Here is a 19,701-nt window from a genome sequence, read left to right as displayed (position 1 = left end):
CGAGGTGGCCTGGGCCGCTTGATCACCGTAGCGGGAGCACAGGACATACCGAGCGCGCGACGCGGGCCACGAAGCGTTTGCTCTGTGCCAGGAGCCCAGCTCCGTCCGCGTCGAGTGCCACGTATTTTCGCACCACTTTCGGCCCCTCGACGATACGCACAGACTCGGCGAAACCGGAACCTGCGGCGTACACGAGCCATCCCTCCTCCAACCCAAACCGCCGGCAGTACGCCGCCATCTGGTAGAGATCCGCGTTCGGGTACTGCCCGTGCTTCTCAACCTTGTACTTCACGTCGATGCACGCCCGCACGACCCCCTCGACGACCCACACGAGGTCCGGCGCGATCTTCACCGTCCCTTCGACATCGAGCGTCGACGCGTACTGCGACACCAGCTCTCCCCCGTACGGCTTGAACGCCTCGCGCAGCGCAGCAGACACGAAGTCCTCGAACACCGACCACATGTCGACCAGAAACCCGGACGCCACGACCGACCCTGCGCGCTGCTCGACAGACGAGCCCGACAGCACGAGCGACGCCAACGCCAGCGCCGACGAGTACCGCGCGTTCCGTCGATTCGGCCGCACGACCGGCACCGGAGCTCCGACCGGGATCACCGACACCCCATCGAGCACTCGCACGATCCGCCGGAGCACCCCGAGAACGTCCGCCGGTACTCCCGGCAGCCGCAACAACCGCGTTGCGGCAGTGAGAAGTACCTGGTTCTCCGCGATGTCCTCGACGTAGTCGTCGAACGACACCTCGACCGGCAGCGTCTGCCCTCCCCGCCGCGTCAGCTGGTCCCCGATCCGCCACCGACCACGCACGAGCGGCAGCGCATCCTCGCGGGTGACGTACCCTCGGAGCGGCCCTCCCGCTAACGCCCGCGAGGCCTGCCGCACGAACGCATGCGCCAACGCCGGCACCAGCTCGTCGTCCTCCTCGAACCCGAAGTCGTCCTCGGTCCAGAGCGCGCTCCCCGCCCGCGCGTACCCGAGCATCGCGAACAGCCTCCGCACGGGCGTCTTCGGCTTGAGCCACACCGTGTGCCCGGCGATCCGCACGACACCGACCTTCCGGACACCACTCACGCGGTACTCGTCCGCGCCGAACGTCGGCGCAATTGTCGCGATGTTCGCCGCCGCGAGCCCGACCGCCACCGCGCGCGGCAGCCGGTGCACCACCGGCTGGTCCGCCTCTCGCAGCTCAATCGTCGACGGAAGCACCTTCGGTCCCGTCCGCAGCCGAGGACTTCGCCTGGCGACGCAGCGTTGTCAGGCCGTACCGAGCCTCCAGGTCGACGCCTTCGCCGTAGTGGTGCTCCGCCAGCAGCGGAAGGATCTCGTACCGCCACACGTCCTGCAGACCCGTCACACCCAGGTCGCGCATCAGGAACGAGGGACCGACCTTGGCGTCGTGGTCCTGGATCTGCGCGTTGAGTCGCATCAGCAGGTCGGCGCGGTCGTCCTGGAGGCCCTTGGTCGCCGCCCAGCGTGAAAGCACGTTCTGCACGGGCTCGCGTTCCGGGTGCAGCTCGATGAACGCGAACCGGCGCCGCATCGCGGCGTCCAGCATCGCGATCGAGCGGTCGGCGGTGTTCATCGTGCCGATGACGAAGATGTTGCTCGGCAGGGTGAACGGCTCGTCGCTGTAGAGCAAGGAGATCTCGCTGTTGCGGTACTCCAACAAGAAGTACAGCTCGCCGAAGACCTTCGCGATGTTGCCGCGGTTGATCTCGTCGATGACCAGGAAGTAGTTCGCCTCCGGATTGGCGACGGCAGCGTCAGCGAGGCGGCGGAGCGGGCCCCTCCGCAGGGTGAAAGCGAGGTTGCCGCTGTCGTCGTTTGCGACGGGGCGGAAGCCCTCGAAGAAGTCCTCGTACGAGTAGGTCGGGTGGAACTGGACGATGGTCGTCTCGCCGTCGGTGCCGTCTGTGACGTGCTTCGAGAGCGCCTGGGCGAGGAAGGTCTTCCCGGTGCCGGGAGGGCCGTAGAGGATGACCTGCTTGCGGCGCTCGATGAGGTCAAGGGTGTCCTGCAGCCAGACGAGGGGCATGTGCAGGCTCGACGAGAGCTCTCGGCTGACCGAAGGGAATCCGGTCCGCTCCTCCGCCTTTTCTTGGTCATCCGGTTTCGTCACCGGCGGGTCATCCGGTGTCTCCGGTGGGACGGGCACACCGGCCCAGCGAGACCGAAGTGGTTCTCGGTAGTAGACAGCCGCGCCGTTCTCCTTGGCCTGCAGCGCGAGGGTGATGTCGAGGAACTCCCGGTCGGGATCGTCCGGGACCTCGATGGCCCCCGCGTCACCGGCTACTTCACCGCGGAACGCAGTCCGGATCCGATCGCGGTCCACAGCAGAGACCACCTCGCCGAACGCTTCCGGGTGTACGAGGTACATCAACTCGTTGCGCTGCGTCGGGAACGGCGTCCCTGGAACCAAGGCGACGAAGTCCCGCCATGCCCACGGGTCATCGAGCAGGGCACTCCGCTCTTCATCTGCCAACGAAACCCATTGGTGCACGAGCCGCACCACGATCGAGAGAGCGTTGTGGATGCCGTGCGCCATCCCCTGACCAGGGTTGAACGACCACGAGCGGAATGCCTGGTCCACGGAGTCGCTCCTGTCCTGCGGGCCGTCTGGGAGAGGCCCTCAGCTTCCAGATCCTACGGCGACGTCCGTCGAGGCTCGCGCCGCGAGACCTTCCTCGAAGCCGCACCGTGTTGCGCTTTGCCGCATCACCCTCGGACGGGTGATGGCCAGACATGAGCACCACTCGTACGCTGCCCTGTGGAGCGAGAGGTACAACACATGGCGAAACGCGTCGAGACCGGTTGCCGGGACTGCAAGAAGTGCACGAACAGTGCAGCCGCGAACCTCGGCCGGAACAGTGGACGCGCCGGCCTCGCGGTGATGAGCCTCGGTACTTCTGAGCTGGCCATGGGCTTCACGAAGACCTGCCGCGGATGCGGCCACAAGATATCGCTCCACCTCGGCGCAGCGGCGACGACTCCGCAGCCGACCGTCACGGTCCAGCAGCCAGCGGTTCCTTCGATTGCACCGCAGGGTCCACCGCCCGGCTGGTACGCCGATGCACAGGGTGCGAACCGGTGGTGGGACGGTGTGCAGTGGACGGAACACGTGCAGCAGTCAGCTCCACCGGTTCCGCCGACGCCGACACCGGACCAGTTGCACTGATTGACCCGTTAGCTCCTGGTCCAGGAGCGGGGCACGACCAGCCCGACGTCCCTACCGAGCACCAGGAGAGCACTTTGGCAGACGAGATCGACTTCATCAACGACGGAGACGGTGTCGCCATCATCGGCGAGGCATCGGCTGTCGATCGATTCCTGGTGTCGAACGGCTTGGAGTCTCGGGGCTTCGACCTCCCAAAGCTCAGCCAGGCGTACAGCATCGGATCGGGCGCGACCGGCGCCGGAGCGGAGATCGCGGCCAACGCAGGCCGTTGGGTGAAGCTCACCAAGGAGTCCGCGAAGGCGATGCAGCACTCGTCACTCATGAAGGGGTCGTCTGCAGGGGTAAGCCGAGCCGTGCTGACCGACGGCGGCAAAATCAAGGGCCTGCTCGAGATCACAAAAGCGTCGAGGTCATTCCTCACGAACCCCGCAATATTGACCGGTGCGGCTGGGATCATGGCGCAGCTCGCGATGCAGCAGGCCATGGACGAGATAACTGACTACCTCGCAACCATCGACGCCAAGCTCGACGACGTCCTCCGCGCCCAGAAGGACGCATCCCTCGCGGACATGATCGGCGTGGACCTCGTGATCGCTGACGCCCTCCGGATGCGCGACAGCCTCGGATCCGTGAGCGAGATCACCTGGTCGAAGGTGCAAGGCACCGAGTTCACGATTGCTCGCACGCAGGCGTACGCACTCCGTCAACTCGATGCACTCGCCGAGAAACTCGAGAAGACGACGAAGGTCAAGGACCTGGCCGAGACTTCGATCGCAGCGGAGGCGACTGTTCAGGAGTGGCTCGCAGTCCTCGCCCGTTGCTTCCAGCTGCAAGACGGTCTCACCGTGCTGGAACTCGATCGAGTCCTCGAAACCGCTCCCGAGCAGCTCGACGAGCACCGGAGAGCCCTCAAGCTCGCAAGGCAGGAGCGGAAACAGTCGATCTTGCGGAGCACAGGGCGTCTCGTTGCACGGATGGACCACGCTGCGGGAGTCGCCGACCTGAAGATCGTCCTGCACCCGAAGGCGTCTCGTGCACTCGTCAACTCCACGAACCACGTCGCGGACGGCGTAGAGGTCTTCCACGACAGCCTCGGGATCGAACGCGAACGCCGGGCGCTGGAAGCGACACGATGGAAGGATGCCGCGGACGCCGTTGCTGACGGAGCACGGGACAAGGCACTCGAGCTCGGCGAGGACGGAGTCGACCTTGCGAAGCGCCTGAGCGGCGACGCGATCGAGCACGCGGCGTCAACCGCAGGTGCATTGTCTTCCGGGCTGGCGGGAATTGCCGGGCGCCTCCGCCGCCAGGAGGCTGCTGACGACGGACGACTCGAGGAACGCTCCGCCTCGTCACCGGAGTGACACGATGCCGAAGGCTGGAGCCCGTGCCGCAGCGCTCGATCGCGCACTCCAATATGCCGGACTACGCACAACGACGAAGCCGCCCCGTCCGCGTCTCGAGGACCTTCCGAACTGTGTTGGCACTGAGGTTCGCGAGCTCTATCGGCAACTTGGTGGAGTGCTGGACGAGCCGGTGTTCCGTCCCGGAGCTTGGGATTTGGCCTACACGAGCGTGATCGTCGAACTGGACGAGGACATGCATTTCAATCGCTACCGAGCGACAACCCTGCAGAGGACGGCCGCCGAAACTCTCCCGTGGGCCAGTGCATACCGCGGCTACGCCGCCTCGCACGAAGGGCGCTGCGGTACGGGTGGCAGACGGTGGACTAGCCCTCCTGCTGAGCGGATGTTCGGACGTGCGGACCCGCATTGCGTCTTCGAGGGCAACGGCGCGCCGAGGTGGAAACAGCGCGCCTTGTACGACGCGATGAAAGACGCCGTTGCTACAGCCGGTGCCATTCGTCTCGCGCGGCTCTCGATCTACGATCACATCGATGGGGTCCTCATCGAGGACTACCTCCGCGGTCGAGTCCCGATCGTCCCGGACAGGTTACGAGCCCTGGTCGACAGCCGGACTTACACCGGATCAGCGCCCCCACAACTGGTACTCCCGCCACTCGACTCGAGTTGCGAGGATGGTTCACGACCAGACGCCCGAAGGAGGCGCCCGGCCGAGGGGAACCACACACGATGACCATCGCCGGCGACTCAGCACGCGTCGAAGCACGCCGCCAACGCGGCCGAGCCCACGAACTCCGGCGACAGGCCGACGAGGCCGAAGCCCGCGCCGGCCGCTTCGAGATCGCCCACCGCACCGAGAGCGAGACCGCCAAGGTCCTCGCTCCCCTGGCCGGCATCGGCTACCACCTACTTGCCGACCGCCGCTGGCCCGGCAGCAGGACCGCACAGGTCGACATGGTCGTCGTCGGCAGCGCGGGCGTCTTCATCGTCGACACGAAGGCCTGGGGCGACGTCGCCGTCCACGAGGGCCGCATCACCCGCGGCCAGGAGGACGTGACGGACGACATCGCCAACCTCGCTGACCTGGCGTGGAAGACCGAGGCTGCTCTGGCAGAGATCGGCCTCCCTCCGGGTGAGGTCCACGCGGTCGTCGCCCTCGCCGGTCAGAGGAAGGTGAGCGCCGAAGTCGCGTCGGTCGACGTCGTCGGCGTCCACGACCTCATCGCGCACATCACGAAGCGGGGCCGGCGCCTGTCGCCGGTACGTGTCGACGAACTCCTCGCCGCCGTGCTCGCCCACTTCCCCGTCATCGACGAGGACCAGCAACTACCGGTGCAAGTCGTCATCCCGGCAACGGTCCTCCCCCGCGATCCCGACCCGCTCATCGAGACCGAGGAGCTCCAGGACCTCCTGCTCGATGGCGTCCTCGACGCACCGATCGAAGAGTGGATGGCCTTCCTCGACCCGACCCAGGCGAAGCTCATCCGCCGCAGCTTCAACGGACCGGCACGCATCCGAGGCGCGGCAGGCACCGGCAAGACCGTCGTCGGCCTGCACCGCGCTGCCTACCTTGCGCGGGCGACCGGCGGCCGTGTCCTCTTCACCACCTACATCCGCACCCTCCCTGCGGTGCTCGAGTCGCTGCTCGAGCGCCTTGCGCCCGACATGGTGGGCCGAGTCGACTTCGTCAACGTCCACACCTTCGCGAGTCGCCTCCTGAAGGAGGGAGGGGTCGCGTTCCGCGTCGACACCCTGGAGGCCCAGCGCGCGTTCGCCGATGCGTGGAACGTGATCGGAGCCTCCAGTCCACTGCGCGCGTCGCGCTTCACGCGTCGCTACTGGGAAGAAGAGATCGCCCACGTCATCAAGGGGCGCGGGCTGACGCACTTCGACCAGTACGCCGACCTGGCACGCGTCGGCCGGAAACACGCGCTGCCCGTCGAGATCCGTCAGGCGGTCTGGGACCTGTACGAGGCGTACTCGGCGAACCTGCGGTCACGGGGCGTCTGCGACTTCGAGGACGTCGTCCTGCTCGCAGGTGACGCGGTACGCGAAGTCCCACTCGAGCGCTACGACGCCGTCATCGTCGACGAGGCGCAGGACCTGTCCTGCGCGATGGTCTCGCTGCTGCATGCGCTGGTCGGCGACCGACCGGACGGTCTGACCCTCATCGGCGACGGCCAGCAGACGATCTACCCGGGCGGGTACACGCTCGGCGAGGTCGGTATCAGCCTGGCCGGACGCGGGGTGGTCCTCGACGTCAACCACCGCAACACCGCCGAGATCCTGGACTTCGCCAAGCAGATGGTCGCGGACGACCAGTTCGTCGACATCGAGGGCGTCGACGGCGCCGGTGACGCGGTCTCGGCCGTCACGCGATCTGGTCCGACGCCGGGGATCCACGGCTTCACAGACCGCACCGAACACGATGCCGCACTGCTGGCGCGCGTCGAGGAAGTGCTCCGGCTGGTCGGGACTGGCCGCGGCGACGTCGGTATCCTCACGGCGACGAACCCGCAGGCCGACAAGGTCAAGGCTGTCCTCGATGCCGCCGGTGTGCCGTCCGTGTCTCTGAAGCACTACGCCGGCAAGAGCTCGGACATGGTCCGCGTCGGGACGATCAAGCGGGCGAAGGGTCTGGAGTTCAAGCAGGTCCTGCTGCCGCACGTCCCCGCGAAGCTGCTCGCCGATGCTCCCGGCACCGAGTCCGTCGCCGCCCGCGAGCGCCGTGAGCTCGACCGCCGCGAGCTCTACGTCGGCATGACCCGGGCGCGTGACGGGTTGTGGGTCGGAGCACTCGGTACGAACGGACGGAAGGACTGAGATGACCGACAAGGGTGGGCGCGAGCGCATCGACGGCCTCCGGAAAACTGCAGAGGGCGTGCTCACGCACCGCGCCGCCGTCAGAGCCGCTGCGGACTCTGCGCTTGCAACGCTCCGACAGCGAAGGGTGACGGTCGACCTCGACGGGGAACGAGCGGGAGTGGTCCCCCTCGGTCCGGCGGACGCCGCGCTCGCGACCGACCTCGTCCGCGCCGCCGCTCTGCCACCGACCGGACCGCAGACGGACTCACTGATCCGGACGCTGTCCGAAGACGTCCCGAGGGCCCTCGACGACGTCCGTCGCGGTTCCGGGTTCACCGCGATCTTCGCGGGTCGCGTTCGCCGCGAGACGGCGGCCCGAGCGGACGAGTTCCTCGACCGAACGCTCGATTGGATCGATCGCACCGGCGCGACGGGTCAGCTCCGTGCCGTCGATGACCGCGACGCGGCGCAGCCTGTCGTGCCACTGGAGGCCCTGACCGATCCGCGGGGTCCCCTTGCCGCGGCAGCGCCCGACCTCGGCGACGGTGCGCCGCTCTTCCTCGATGCGTTCGGTGACGTGCCCGGCGTCGTGGCCGGGCTGGCGGACGCTGTCGCCTGGGAGCGCGCAGCACACGCCGAGGTCATCGAAGCCGGACGGATGCAGCGCGACGCGGCCGCCCAGGACGCGCTTGCCGACATTGACATCGATCGTCTGCGCGAGGCGACCGGTGATCAGCTCCGCCTCACCGCGCTCCGCGATGCCGGGGTCTCGACCGTCGGGGCTGTGCTCCGACACCCCGTGTTCCCGGGCCAGTTCAGCGGGGTCGGCGAGGTGACGGCGGCACGCATCAACGGAGCCGCTCAGGCGCTCCAGTCTGCCGCTCGAGAAGATGCGGTCGTTCGGATCGACGTCCAGCGTCGCGACGACCAGACGCTCCGACTCGTCGCCGCCTTGCAGACTTGGGAGGCGGCGAAGACGTTGGTCGGGCCAAGCGAGCAGGTGCTGATCGACGCGCTCCAGCCGGTCGCGACGATGGTGGCACGCGGTGCATCGATGGCGCTCGTCGTGCCCGGCCAGACTGGGCGTGACGCCGGTGACCTGGTGCAGCGGATCATCTCCATCGCCGAGGACGCGTGGCGGAGGAGGCAGCGGATCGCCGCGAGCACCCTCGCACCGGTAGGAGACCCATGGCAGGACTTCCTCCAGCGGCCAGCGTCGTTCTTCGCGCTGCTCGACGAAGCCGGTCTGACGAAGCCGTCGGGAGCAGCGGCACGCGGAGACCTCGGCGACGACCTGATCGCTCAGGTGGAGGCGTTCAGCCTCGACACGTCCCGACTCTCCGCCTCGCTCCGCGGGTACCAACGGTTTGCCGCGGCCTTCGCGCTCGTCCAGAAGCGAGTCGTCATCGGCGATGAGATGGGACTCGGCAAGACGGTTGAGGCCCTTGCGTCAATTGCCCACATCGTCGGCACCACGCCGGGTCGGACGCCACACTTCTTGGTCATCTGCCCTGCCGCCGTCGTTGCGAACTGGGTTCGTGAAGCCGAACGACACACCGACGTCCGGGCGTTCAGACTGCACGGCCCGGCGCGCTTGCTCGGCCTCCGGCACTGGATCGACGAGGGCGGTATCGGCGTGACCACCTACGAGACCCTCGAGTGGCTCCGCACCCGAACGCCGGATGACCTGCGGCTCGCTTCGGTGGTCGTCGATGAGGCGCACTACGTCAAGAATCCCGATGCGAAGCGAACCATGAACGCACGGGCACTTCTCCGTCGCGCAGACCGTGCGATCCTCATGTCCGGAACGCCACTCGAGAACCGCGTCGACGAGTTCCGCGTGTTGATCGACCACATCCGGCCTGACCTCGTCGTCGACCAGTCAGACGACAGTCCGCTGCGCTTCCGGAAGCAGATCGCACCGGTGTACCTGCGCCGGAGGCAAGAGGACGTCCTCACGGAGCTCCCCGGACTCGTCGAGGTCGACGAGTGGACTGACCTGACCGACGCGGAGGCGCGTGCGCACGCGGCTGCCGTCGAGGCCGGCGACTTCCACACTTTGCGACAGCTCGCGATGACCGGCGGTGCCGAGTCGAGCAAGGTCGCTTCACTCGTCGAGATCGTCGAGGAGGCACGAGCCAACGACCGCAAGGTGCTCGTCTTCTCGTACTACCGCACGGTGCTCGACGTCGCGAAGCGAGCAGTGGGCGGGATCGTGTTCGGTCCACTGACCGGCAGCACCCCGGCATCGGTCCGGCAGGACCTCGTCGACGAGTTCGCGGCGGCCCCTCCGGGTTCCGTCCTGGTGGCACAGATCGAGGCGGGCGGGGTCGGACTCAACATCCAGGCGGCGTCGGTCGTCATCATCTGCGAACCACAGCTCAAGCCGACGACGGAGTGGCAGGCGATCGCGCGGTCTCGGCGGATGGGACAGCTCCAGTCGGTACAGGTCCACCGGTTGCTGTCGGAGGACGGCGTCGATGCGGCGCTCGTGCGGATGCTGGCCCGCAAGGCGCAGACCTTCGAGGACTTCGCAGCGGTGAGCGAGACAGCGACCTCGTCCGCTCAGGCAGTGGACGTCTCCGACTCAAGGCTCGTCGCGCAGGTGCTGGCCGAGGAGCGACAGCGGCTCGCGGCCGCGTCGGTGCCTCCTGCCACCGGATCGGAGCAGATCACGGTGATGCGCTGACCGCTCGGTCGGCGAGCTCGACCGCCCCGGACAATCAGTCGTTGCCCAGGAGCGCAACGCGAACGCGAACGGGTACCGCGGGTTCCCTGAACGTAAGCAGGTACTTCCGTCCAACCCGCATCACGATCCACACGGCCGCCCTCCCGCCGGTCGAGAACAGCCGGCCACGAGGGCTCCGCGCCGAGCCCTTGATGTCCCAGCCGCCGTAGTCCGCGTACACATCGACCTGCGCAGTTGCCACATCGACGATGTCGCGGCGCTCCAATCGTGACCTCCAGAACGGTGCAACACCGATCCTCACCAGCTCCGGCGAACACCCCACGAACGTGGCAGCGCGCGATGCGAACACCATCGCCGAGACCAGCGACACGAGTACCACGGCAAGCATGATGATCGAGGTGCGGTCAAACCGCTGCACCGCAGCCCCCGCAAGCACCATCGCCCCCGCGGGCGCAATGATCAGCAGCGCCCCGACGGAGACTCCACTGTCCGCTCGACTGACGAAGACGCCCGCGCTTCGACTCGTCGTCCGAGAAGTCAGGTGTGCACCCTCCTGGTTCTTGACCGGACCGGGTTCTGGCGAGAGGCACCTAGCAGCGCCCGATTTGATACTCAACGGTAGTACTTCAGTAGGCTGGTGGAGTATCTGACAGAAGGGGGCTATACATGAGCAACGAAGCTCTCGCCGCATGGTTCGGCGTCGCCATCACACTCTCCATCTCGATCTGCAGCCTCGTCATCGCGCAGCGCGCCGATCGGACCGCCCGTACCGACCGGGACGAGCGCGAAGCGGCACGGGTGAGCGCATGGGTGTCGTTCGTGTTCTCCAACCAGGACACGGAAGACCGTTCGCATTGGAACAACGTGCTTGTCGTTCGGAACGCCTCGGACGCCGTGATCCACAACGTGCGAGCGAAGGCGATCATGAACGGTTCTGAAGAGATCGAGTTCAGCGCAAAGGTGTGCCCGCCCGGTGAGTCGTACTCCGCGTGGATCCACCCGAAAGACCGGCCCCACAAGGCACGCGTCTGGGCGCTTCTGTCGAGCTGCTCAGAGCTCGTCCGCAACGATCACGGCATGCGACCGTTCACTGTCGCCGAGAAGTGGACCCTCGTGTCGATGTCCTTCACGGACGCCCTCGGCAAGCGCTGGGAGTACGAAGCCGGACGCGGCGTGCGGCCAGTCTGACCTGGCGGTCGTCGGTTCTCCGGCGTCGCCTAGGTTCCTGACTCGGCGGACGCTCTGGCGGCGATGAAGCAAGGTACTCCGGCGGGCCGTCCGGTGTAGCCGGTGGACATCGCGCGTGCCGTTCGTTGGGTCGTCTCCGACGAGGCCGCGTTCGTGAACGGCGGCACGATCGACGTCGACGGCGAGATCGCATCCACGCGAACGCGCTGAGACGGACGGAGGACAGTGGTCCTTGCCGCTGTTGCATCCGCGTCGCTTTGCGCAACACGACTAGCGGCGTGGACGCCGCTGCCCTCCGCCTCTTGCGCTCAGCTCAAGCGTCGCTTGGTGGTGCCTCCAGGAACACCGACAGCACGTCTCGGAACACCGCGCCGCCCGGGACGACCTCAATGCGACACGACCTCCCGTCAGCGACGGGAACTGCCCGGAAAGTCCCGTCGGCACCGGCTGAGATCCACTCGGTACCACGACCAGTCGCTTCTGACCACACACGCACGCGCGTCCAGGTGGGCGCCGACCAGAGCCGCTCCATCAGCGAGTCGGCCCCCGGTGGTTTCGGCACCGACTCGCCCTCGATCCGACGATCGATGTCGCTCGTCGGCACCACGATGGGTCCGTCCGACGCGAAGGCCCACGCCGGTGTGAGCCCGCTCCACGCCATCAAGTGCCCGACTGCGCTCCCGGCCGGCAGTATGTCGAACCGACTGACATCGAGGTCTCCGATCCCGGCGACCAGGCCTGCGACCGAACCCTGCGCACGAACGAGCGCTGAGTCGCCGCCGAGCCACATGCCCCAGTGCGCCCTTTTCCCGTGGTGCGCGGCGCTCGCACCAAACCGAACGTCGGGCCGATCGAGGAGACGAACGAACCGTGCGCCATCGTCGGTCAACGCGCCGAAACGACCGGTCAGGCCGGCATCGCGGAGCTCAGCACCGGACGCCGACCGTCTGGATGCGACGCTCACCAGCCCTCTGTCCCGCACGCCCCAGAGGTGCTCCAGTGCAGCATGCGTGAGGGTCCACCGCGCGCTGGGTCGTGGTTGCAGTGCCAGGATTCCGTCAAGTGCTTCGACCCGCTCCCCCAAACGACCTGAAACCACGGGATCGGTACGCGGTTCACTCACGATGCTGCCCCTGCGACGATGTCTGCTCCGTTTGGAAGGTCGCGAGTACCGACCGGAACACCGGACCGAAGTCGTCGAAGTCCTCGACCGCACAGCTCCCCGTCACGTGGACCTGCTGGTCCTCGACGACCGCGAGCCAATGACGCACGCAAATCCAAGTGCGATCGCCGTCATATCCGTACTCGATGGAACGATCCGAGAGCCCATGGAGCCCTTCGGCCGTGACGCTGAGTACCTGTGCTCGGAGTCCCGAAGCCAGGATGGACGCGATCGCCTCGGAGGAGACGACGTGCACGGGTTCCGATGTCGGAGCGGACGTCAGCACGATGGTCGGTCGGAACAGCGCGCCTTCGAGCTCGGGGGCGAGCGCGACGAACGTTCCCGGAAGACTGTCGTCCAGTGACCAATCGCCGGGGACACGGACTGAGGCACTGATCGTCACCGTCCGTGCGCCGTTCGATACCAGCCGGGTTGCAGCCAGCGGGGCGCACCGCCCAGGAGGACAACGATGCCGAGGATGGTAGCGATGATGGCCACAACTGCAATGAGCAACGAAAGGCCGCCCATAAGGTCGGCCAATACGCCTGAGACCCCGATAGCCAGGGCGGCGAGGCCGAGCCAGAACAGCCCGAGGATCACATTGGTGGATGTGTTGCGCGCCCACGAACGCCACAATCCGGTGTACGCGGCGCCGCCGAGCGCCACGAAGACGCTTCCAAACAGGATCATGAACAGCGGGATCATCCGAATACCTTCTTCCAAGTCCCTTCGATGACGTCGGACGACCAAGTCCACGCCTGGTGGAAGTCGTTCTGCATCGCGCTGCCCTCGTAGACGTCCTTTCTGAACTGCTTCCCGGCGTCTTCCCCAAAGTCTCCCATGGCGTACCCGACGAACGCTCCGCCTGCGATGCCGCCGACGACCCCACCGACTGCTCCGAGCCCGATGGTCCCGACCACCGGAAGCGTCACTGTGCCCGCTGCCGCGCCGCCCGCAACACCCAGTGCCGTTCCCACCGTGGACCCGACCGCGGCGCCCGCGCCGCCGAGGACAAGGGAAAAACCACCGACGATCACCGCGTTCTCGGTGGCGCTCTCGAGACGGCGCGACGTATCCCAGTTGGGGTGGTTCTTCATGTCCTTGGTCCACTGCTCGTTGCCGGCCGCGTAGACGGTCACAAGCCCACCGACATATCCCAGTGCTTTGCCCCCGGCCTTGGCCCACCCGGGTACCGCGCCCGGCGTCGCTTGCTTGTCCGGGACGAAGAACCCGTGCGACGAAGTAGGGCCCGTCACCTTGAGCTCGGGCGGGAGAGGCGGGTCCAACAGCAGTGCACCGTCAGCGTCCTTCCAAACTGGATGTCCCAGGACGAAGTGGTCAGCCTCAGGGATGGTCAGCTTGGCGTCGATCGAGGACGCCGGCACGACGATCAGCCGCCGCCACCGGTCCACCGCCTCCTGGCTGGCCCCTGTCCCGAGACCAAATGCCGTCCCCGCTGCGCCGCTGCCACCGAGCGCGTCTGCGACGACCTGCACCTGCTTCTTGCTGTACTTCTCGAGCTTGCTCAGCGCGTCGGCGCAGTCCTGGTCCGCCTGCGCGGCCTGTAGATTGAATGTCGCAATCTGGTCAAGGACGAGCGACGGGGTGGTGGAGGGATCCGCTCCCGGCGACGGCGAAGGGGTCGCGGTCGGCTCCCCGGACGACGACGGGGCTGGGTCCACCGCGGCCTTGAGCTCCGCCTCGTTCGACGCTTGGACCGCCGTGACGATCGACGCTCGGCGGGTGATGAGTCCGGAAACTGTGGTGGCGTAGGTCTCGAGCTGCTTCGCGGCCCAATCCGCGTTCTGTTTGATCATCGCCGCGATGGCGCTCGGCGGCTGTGTTGCGGCCAGCACCACTTCGCGTTCTGGGGTCTCGTAGACGTCGGCCGCGGATAACCGTCCCCACGCTGTCGAGACAAGTGCCATCCGGTCGACCACGCTCGCACCGAATGTCTTCAGCTCGGATGCGGCCCTCTCGAGCGTTTCAGGATCCGGCAACGATGCGAGGGCGGAAGCGGAGATCACGCGATGACTCCCTTCTCGTAGCGTGCGGCCATCTCCTCATCGCCACTCTCGTACGCGGCGACCGCGTTCCGGGTTCCCTCGACCGCACGCCGAACTTGTTGCTGCGTGGCAAGCAGGTCAATTTCGAATGGGTCCGTGCGGATTTTGCCGAGCGCGGCGGCCGTCGCTGGCCCGTGCGCGGACACGGCCGCAAATGCATCTGACAGGGCGGTCGTCAGTGAAACCTCGAGGTCACCCCAGCCGTCGATCTCGGTCTCCGTTGCAGCGATCGCCGCCCTTGCTGCGGCCAGATCGATCCGCCACCCGTTGGACATGGTCGTCTCCCCCCTCCGTCAGACGCGAACCCCCGCGACCGAACACATCGACACTACCCGGTAAAATACCAGAGGGTCATGTCAGCGTTCCGCTGCCGATCCGGATCCGATCCGATCCGATCCGATCCGATCCGATCCACGAGATCAGGCTGACAGGCCGGTCACTCCCCACGCGCCACTCGGTACCACCGCGGCTGCAGCCAGCGTGGGACACCCATCACACCGCTCCAGACCCCGAGCGCACCGGTGACCGCCGCTGTGAACGCGAACACGAGGGACACCCCGAAGACCGGCGTCCGGACGAAGCTCGCTGCGAGGCCCATCGACAGCAGGGCCAGCCCCAACCAGAACCACCCGAAGACGACGTTCTCGTGCAGCCGACCGAGCCACGACCGCCATCGCCCGGCGTAGGCCAGCGCTCCGAGTCCACCGAAGACCACACCCATGGCGAAGAGGGTGGCGATGAGGCCGAACGCAGTCACCCGACCACCGTACTTTCCCGGGTCGCGCGCCCATCGCCGGGCTCACCCTACGATCACACCATGCACATCCGCCTCCTCCAAGTGATGCCGTTCCCCGACGACGGCACCGACGAGGTGCAGTGCATCGTGCGATTCTCCAGTTCGTGGCAGTCACTGACGGAATTGCCAGGCGGCCGCCACCTCACCCGCGTCCCGGGCACCCTCCGCTGGTCGCACGGCGGCGGGCTCTTCGTCGAGGAGCGCTCGGGCAGCCGGTTCACCGTGCAGTCTCTGTGGCCGATCGTCGACGAACCGGACTTCTGGCCGGACGGCCAAGACCCGGACAGCAAGCCAGACGAAGATGACGACCAGGACAGCGGCTTCACGTGGAAGGTCGGACACGTCCGGGTCGACCCGGACGCCGAGACGCGCGGAGCAGCACTCGACCACGCCGAACGCCGGAAGGCAGCGAGAGCTCGCCGCCGCCCCAGGGCGGACCCAGCCGAGCGGATCACCGTTCGTCTGATGCTCGAGTACGGCGCGGACTGGCCGCTCTGGGGTCCGGAGGGCCCGCTCGAGCCGTGGGAACTCGCGCTCTCCCCCGAGCTCACCGAGACCATCCGGCAGTGGCATGCGTTGTGGGACCGGAGCCACGACTGGGAGGACGGCTGGACGAACGCCGACGACCGGGCCGAGCACGAGCGCGAACGCCCGGGGATCGCGGAACAGCTCCGGCAGGAGATCGCGGCGTTCGCCGACCTCGAGGTGTTCGGAGCGGAAGAACAAGAGGAACAGGACTGAGCACGCCATCCTCCGATCGGAGGATGGCGACCACACCCCCTCCGCCGATCCGCCAGCAGCGCAGACCGGCGACGCTGGTCTCATGCCCGCCACCCCAGCCATCGAGGTCCAGCACCTCACGAAGCAGTACCCCACCGGCAAGCGCGCCGTCGACGACATCTCCTTCACGATCGAGGCCGGCGAGACCTTCGCCCTTCTCGGTCCCAACGGCGCCGGCAAGTCGACGACGGTCGAGATCCTCGAGGGCTACCGCTCCCGGACGAGCGGGGACGTGCAGGTCCTCGGCCACGACCCCGCCCGCACGAGCCGCAGCCACAACGCCCGGATCGGCATCGTGCTGCAGAGCACCGCCGAGTCCCCCAACGTCACGGTCGCCGAGCAGCTCGACCACTTCGCGAAGCTCTACCCGAAGCGCCGGGACGTCGACGAAACGCTGCAAGCAACAGGCCTCGCGGAGCAACGCAACACCCGTATCGCAAGACTCTCCGGCGGGCAGCGCAGGCGCGTCGACGTCGCCCTGGGGATCATCGGCCGCCCCGAGGTCCTCTTCCTCGACGAGCCAACCACAGGCTTCGACCCTGAGGCTCGCCGCCAGTTCTGGGACCTCCTCAAGCAGGTCCAGCGCGAGGGCACGACGATCCTCCTGACCACGCACTACCTCGACGAGGCCGCACACCTTGCCGACCGGGCCGCGGTCATCGCCGACGGCAAGCTGCTCGACATCGCGCCGATCGACGAGCTCGGCGGCGCCGAGGCACGCACACCACGCGTGACCTGGACGAGCAAGAACGACACGAACGACAGCGACACGAAAGACAGCGACACGAACACCAACAACACGAGCACGACCAAGCACGACGAACGCACCACCGACCCCGCAGCACTGATCAGGTCCATCACGGACCCGATGCGAGACCTCGAAGTCATCCGCCCGTCCCTCGAGGACGTCTACCTGGAAATGGTCGGCAACGCATGAGCGCCGCAGCAGTCAACACCGCCCGCATCACCTACGAGATCCGCTCCTACTTCCGTGCCCCCGACGCGGTGTTCTTCACGTTCCTCTTCCCGATCATCATGCTGGCGCTCTTCTCGGTCGCATTCAGCAGCGCCCCCGACATCCGAGCGGGAAACGCGAGCGTCGACTACGCCACGTACTACCTGCCCGGACTGGTCGCGACGGGGTTCCTCCTCTCCGGCACACAGTCGCTCGGCGTGGACATCGCCACGGAACGCAGCGACGGCACGCTGAAACGCCTCGGCGGAACACCACTGCCGGTGCTGAGCTACTTCATCGGCAAGATCGGCATGGTCCTCGTCACGACGATCATCCAGACCGCATTGTTGATCGGCATCGCGAGCATCGTCTTCGGCGTGGATCTCCCGACGGACCCGGCGAAGTGGGCGCGTTTCGCGGGCATCATGCTGCTCGGCATCGCGACAGCGTGTGTCCTCGGCATCGCGATCTCGGCACTCCCCCGCGAGGGTCGCCGCGCCACTGCGACGATCGTCCCCGTGGTCCTGGTGCTGCAGTTCATCTCCGGCGTCTACCTCCCCTTCACCCAGCTCCCGACCTGGCTGCAGAACGTCGCGTCGGTCTTCCCCCTCCGCTGGATGGCGTCGGGGATGCGATCGGTGTTCCTCCCCGACGCATTCGCGTCCGCCGAGCCGGGAGGCACGTGGCAACTCGGCCTCGGAACCCTCGTCCTGGTCGCATGGCTGGTCCTGGGCACGGTGGCCTGCATGCTGACGTTCCGGTGGAACCGCAAGGACTCCTGATGCCGGGAAACGCGGGAACGGAACCGCAAAGGTGGAATGCTGACCGCATGACCGGCGAGACCTGGGTGCGCAACCGGTGGCTGCACGCGTTCTTCGCCGCGACGATGGCGCTGACCGCCGTCATCACGGCCGCGGGCTGGTCCCCGTGGGAGACCCGCTGGCCCGCGTACGCCGCGATCGCCGTCCTGGTCGTCGCGTACATCGGGTTCGGGCACCGCGGATACGACGAGCCCCGCGCGGCCGCAGCCTTCCTGCCGCTGCTCGTCGCCGCCGCGCTGGTCCTGCCGGCGGTGGCTCCGAGCACCGCGTTCGTCCAGTGCATCCTGTTCCCGCTGGTGTGGGTCCAGTCCGAGCGCATCCGGAGCGCGGTCCTGCTCTCCATCGCGATCGGCATCGCGAGCGGCATCGGCCTGCAGATCTCCAGCGGCTCCGAGGCGCTCGTCGGCACCCTGCTCATCGAGGGGATCAGCGTCATCGGCGCCTGCGCGATGGGCATCTGGATCTCGAGCATCGCCGACCTGTCCGAGTCCCGGCGCGAACTCCTCGACGAACTCCGAGCCACGCAGACGTCGCTCGCCGAGGCGAACCGCACGGCCGGCGTCGCCAGCGAGCGGGAACGCCTGGCCCGCGAGATCCACGACACGGTGGCGCAGAACCTCGCCGGCATCGTGATGCTCACGGAGCGTGCGCAGAGCGACCTCGCGAGCGACCGCACCGACGCGCTCGAGGAGCGCCTCACCATCCTCGAAGAGTCCGCCCGCGCCGCGCTCGAGGAGTCGCGCACCCTCATCGCTGCGGGCGCCGCTGGGGTCACCCGCGACAGCCTCGGCGGCGCGCTGCACCGCCTCGGCGAGCGCCACACCCGCGAGACCGGCACGCCCGTCACCGTGGACGCGCCCGACTGCGCGCTGGATCGCGACGCGCAGGTGGTGCTGCTCCGCGTCGCCCAGGAGGCTCTGGGCAACGTCCGCACACACGCTCGCGCCGCCGCGGTGCGCGTCGCACTGCTCCCCTCGCCCGAGCAGACCGTCCTGCGGGTCGAGGACGACGGGGTCGGCTTCGACGCGTCGGACCCGTCCGCTGGCCACGGGCTCCGCGGCCTCCGCGAGCGCCTCGCCCTGGCGGGCGGGTCCTGCCGGATCACCAGCGGCCCCGGTCGCGGCACCGTCGTCGAGGCGACGCTGCCCACCGGAGCCGCGCCGAGCCTCCCGGCCGCCCTGCCCGTGACCGGCACCGCGGCGGAGGTGACCCGGTGATCCGCGTCGTGGTGGCGGACGACCACCCCATCGTCCGAGCCGGCATCGTCGCGCTCCTGCAGGACGCCGACGACGTCGAGGTCGTGGGTCAGGCGGCGGACGGCGAGTCCGCGGTGGCGACGGTCCTCGCCGAGCGGCCCGACGTGGTGCTCATGGACCTCCGGATGCCGGGCATCGACGGGGACGCCGCGACCGCGCGGATCCTCGGTGCCGAGCCGGGCATCCGCGTGCTGATCCTCACGACGTACGAGTCGGACGACCAGATCCTCGCCGCGATCGAGGCCGGCGCCACGGGCTACCTGCTGAAGGCCGCGCCGGAGTCCGAGATCCTCGCGGGGGTGCGGGCGACGGCGCGGGGTGAGACCGCGCTGGCTCCCTCGGCGGCCGCGGCCCTGGTGCGCCGGGCCGCGGGCACGCTGCCGATCGGCCCGTCGCTGACGCCCCGGGAGCTCGACGTGCTGCGCCTCGTCGCCCAGGGCAACAGCAACCCGGCGATCGGCCGCGCCCTGTTCCTCAGCGAGACCACGGTGAAGACGCACCTCGGCCACGTGTTCGAGAAGCTCGGCGTCAACGACCGCACCCGGGCGGTCACGCGGGCGATGGAGCTCCACATCCTCTGACCCCGGGGTGATGGGCGAGCGGCGGTCAGCGGCGCGCGTCTACA

Annotated in this window: 19 protein-coding genes; 10 read left to right on the top strand and 9 right to left on the bottom strand. The window is 67.8% G+C overall.

All coding sequences use genetic code 11. The annotated features are described in order from the left end of the window. Positions 1-22 precede the first annotated feature (22 nt). Positions 23-1,225: an McrC family protein gene (locus tag EDF55_RS00165; protein ID WP_123652944.1), complete on the bottom strand. Its 1,203-nt coding sequence runs from the start codon at positions 1,223-1,225 to the stop codon at positions 23-25. Then, positions 1,206-2,609 (bottom strand): McrB family protein, encoded by a 1,404-nt coding sequence (locus EDF55_RS00160; protein ID WP_123652943.1) that lies wholly within the window; start codon positions 2,607-2,609, stop codon positions 1,206-1,208. Before EDF55_RS00160 ends, EDF55_RS00165 begins: the two co-directional genes overlap by 20 nt. A 198-nt stretch (positions 2,610-2,807) precedes the next feature. On the opposite strand from EDF55_RS00160, the gene EDF55_RS00155 reads away from it, so the two are divergent. The 4 genes from EDF55_RS00155 to EDF55_RS00135 all read left to right on the top strand — a co-directional run bounded on the left by EDF55_RS00155 (position 2,808) and on the right by EDF55_RS00135 (position 10,052). Beyond that, a complete protein-coding gene (locus tag EDF55_RS00155; protein WP_221180704.1) occupies positions 2,808-3,194 on the top strand; it encodes a DUF2510 domain-containing protein in 387 nt (128 codons plus the stop codon). A 74-nt stretch (positions 3,195-3,268) separates the two neighbouring features. Further along, positions 3,269-4,558, top strand: coding sequence for a hypothetical protein (locus EDF55_RS00150; RefSeq protein WP_123652942.1), 1,290 nt, complete (start codon positions 3,269-3,271; stop codon positions 4,556-4,558). Positions 4,559-5,287: 729 nt separating this feature from the next. Next, the gene (locus tag EDF55_RS00140) at positions 5,288-7,381 is read left to right on the top strand and encodes a nuclease-related domain-containing DEAD/DEAH box helicase (RefSeq protein WP_123652941.1); all 2,094 of its coding nucleotides are present in this window, start codon (positions 5,288-5,290) and stop codon (positions 7,379-7,381) included. A gap of 1 nt (position 7,382) precedes the next feature. Next, positions 7,383-10,052 carry a DEAD/DEAH box helicase gene (locus tag EDF55_RS00135; RefSeq protein WP_123652940.1) on the top strand — a complete coding sequence of 890 codons (2,670 nt, stop codon included), beginning with the start codon at positions 7,383-7,385 and terminating at the stop codon, positions 10,050-10,052. Between the two features lie 34 nt (positions 10,053-10,086). Here EDF55_RS00135 and EDF55_RS00130 read toward each other — a convergent pair whose 3' ends face one another. Beyond that, entirely contained in the window at positions 10,087-10,470 is a 384-nt protein-coding gene (locus tag EDF55_RS00130) for a hypothetical protein (RefSeq protein WP_123652939.1), read from the bottom strand. A gap of 248 nt (positions 10,471-10,718) precedes the next feature. Between EDF55_RS00130 and EDF55_RS00125 the strand changes: the two genes are divergently transcribed. After that, a complete protein-coding gene (locus tag EDF55_RS00125; RefSeq protein WP_123652938.1) occupies positions 10,719-11,240 on the top strand; it encodes a hypothetical protein in 522 nt (173 codons plus the stop codon). Between the two features lie 313 nt (positions 11,241-11,553). Here the strand turns inward: EDF55_RS00125 and EDF55_RS00115 are convergent, their stop codons facing one another. The 6 genes from EDF55_RS00115 to EDF55_RS00090 form a co-directional block, all read right to left on the bottom strand. Beyond that, a complete protein-coding gene (locus tag EDF55_RS00115; RefSeq protein ID WP_123652937.1) occupies positions 11,554-12,204 on the bottom strand; it encodes a hypothetical protein in 651 nt (216 codons plus the stop codon). A gap of 151 nt (positions 12,205-12,355) precedes the next feature. Beyond that, positions 12,356-12,805: a hypothetical protein gene (locus EDF55_RS00110; protein WP_123652936.1), complete on the bottom strand. Its 450-nt coding sequence runs from the start codon at positions 12,803-12,805 to the stop codon at positions 12,356-12,358. Further along, entirely contained in the window at positions 12,802-13,107 is a 306-nt protein-coding gene (locus EDF55_RS00105; RefSeq protein WP_123652935.1) for a hypothetical protein, read from the bottom strand. Before EDF55_RS00105 ends, EDF55_RS00110 begins: the two co-directional genes overlap by 4 nt. Further along, the gene (locus tag EDF55_RS00100) at positions 13,104-14,429 is read right to left on the bottom strand and encodes a hypothetical protein (RefSeq protein WP_123652934.1); all 1,326 of its coding nucleotides are present in this window, start codon (positions 14,427-14,429) and stop codon (positions 13,104-13,106) included. Before EDF55_RS00100 ends, EDF55_RS00105 begins: the two co-directional genes overlap by 4 nt. Then, on the bottom strand, positions 14,426-14,743 hold the full coding sequence (locus tag EDF55_RS00095; RefSeq protein ID WP_123652933.1) for a DUF6507 family protein: 318 nt from the start codon (positions 14,741-14,743) through the stop codon (positions 14,426-14,428). Before EDF55_RS00095 ends, EDF55_RS00100 begins: the two co-directional genes overlap by 4 nt. Positions 14,744-14,904: 161 nt before the next feature. Further along, on the bottom strand, positions 14,905-15,225 hold the full coding sequence (locus EDF55_RS00090) for a hypothetical protein (protein ID WP_123652932.1): 321 nt from the start codon (positions 15,223-15,225) through the stop codon (positions 14,905-14,907). Between the two features lie 60 nt (positions 15,226-15,285). Between EDF55_RS00090 and EDF55_RS00085 the strand changes: the two genes are divergently transcribed. The 5 genes from EDF55_RS00085 to EDF55_RS00065 all read left to right on the top strand — a co-directional run bounded on the left by EDF55_RS00085 (position 15,286) and on the right by EDF55_RS00065 (position 19,657). Next, complete coding sequence (locus EDF55_RS00085) at positions 15,286-16,005, top strand: hypothetical protein (protein WP_123652931.1); 720 nt, start codon at positions 15,286-15,288, stop codon at positions 16,003-16,005. Positions 16,006-16,087: 82 nt separating this feature from the next. Then, entirely contained in the window at positions 16,088-16,981 is an 894-nt protein-coding gene (locus EDF55_RS00080) for an ABC transporter ATP-binding protein (RefSeq protein WP_123652930.1), read from the top strand. Then, positions 16,978-17,781, top strand: coding sequence for an ABC transporter permease (locus EDF55_RS00075; protein ID WP_123652929.1), 804 nt, complete (start codon positions 16,978-16,980; stop codon positions 17,779-17,781). The genes EDF55_RS00080 and EDF55_RS00075 overlap by 4 nt, the downstream gene beginning before the upstream one ends. A gap of 47 nt (positions 17,782-17,828) precedes the next feature. Further along, positions 17,829-19,037 carry a sensor histidine kinase gene (locus EDF55_RS00070; protein WP_185016992.1) on the top strand — a complete coding sequence of 403 codons (1,209 nt, stop codon included), beginning with the start codon at positions 17,829-17,831 and terminating at the stop codon, positions 19,035-19,037. Beyond that, positions 19,034-19,657, top strand: coding sequence for a response regulator transcription factor (locus EDF55_RS00065; RefSeq protein ID WP_123652927.1), 624 nt, complete (start codon positions 19,034-19,036; stop codon positions 19,655-19,657). Before EDF55_RS00070 ends, EDF55_RS00065 begins: the two co-directional genes overlap by 4 nt. Positions 19,658-19,701: the final 44 nt, after the last annotated feature.

The sequence above is a fragment of the Curtobacterium sp. ZW137 genome, from assembly GCF_003762905.1.
Classification (GTDB): domain Bacteria; phylum Actinomycetota; class Actinomycetes; order Actinomycetales; family Microbacteriaceae; genus Curtobacterium.
Note: the sequence above shows the minus strand (reverse complement) of the source record. Positions and strands in the feature narration are given on the sequence as shown.

Excerpts from the sequence above, each read along its gene's own strand:
- EDF55_RS00095 (WP_123652933.1), bottom strand. The coding sequence starts at position 14,743 with ATGTCCAACGGGTGGCGGATCGATCTGGCCGCAGCAAGGGCGGCGATC.
- EDF55_RS00105 (WP_123652935.1), bottom strand. The coding sequence starts at position 13,107 with ATGATCCCGCTGTTCATGATCCTGTTTGGAAGCGTCTTCGTGGCGCTC.
- EDF55_RS00070 (WP_185016992.1), top strand. The coding sequence starts at position 17,829 with ATGACCGGCGAGACCTGGGTGCGCAACCGGTGGCTGCACGCGTTCTTC.
- EDF55_RS00085 (WP_123652931.1), top strand. The coding sequence starts at position 15,286 with ATGCACATCCGCCTCCTCCAAGTGATGCCGTTCCCCGACGACGGCACC.
- EDF55_RS00125 (WP_123652938.1), top strand. The coding sequence starts at position 10,719 with ATGAGCAACGAAGCTCTCGCCGCATGGTTCGGCGTCGCCATCACACTC.
- EDF55_RS00135 (WP_123652940.1), top strand. The coding sequence starts at position 7,383 with ATGACCGACAAGGGTGGGCGCGAGCGCATCGACGGCCTCCGGAAAACT.
- EDF55_RS00080 (WP_123652930.1), top strand. The coding sequence starts at position 16,088 with ATGCCCGCCACCCCAGCCATCGAGGTCCAGCACCTCACGAAGCAGTAC.
- EDF55_RS00155 (WP_221180704.1), top strand. The coding sequence starts at position 2,808 with ATGGCGAAACGCGTCGAGACCGGTTGCCGGGACTGCAAGAAGTGCACG.
- EDF55_RS00075 (WP_123652929.1), top strand. The coding sequence starts at position 16,978 with ATGAGCGCCGCAGCAGTCAACACCGCCCGCATCACCTACGAGATCCGC.
- EDF55_RS00140 (WP_123652941.1), top strand. The coding sequence starts at position 5,288 with ATGACCATCGCCGGCGACTCAGCACGCGTCGAAGCACGCCGCCAACGC.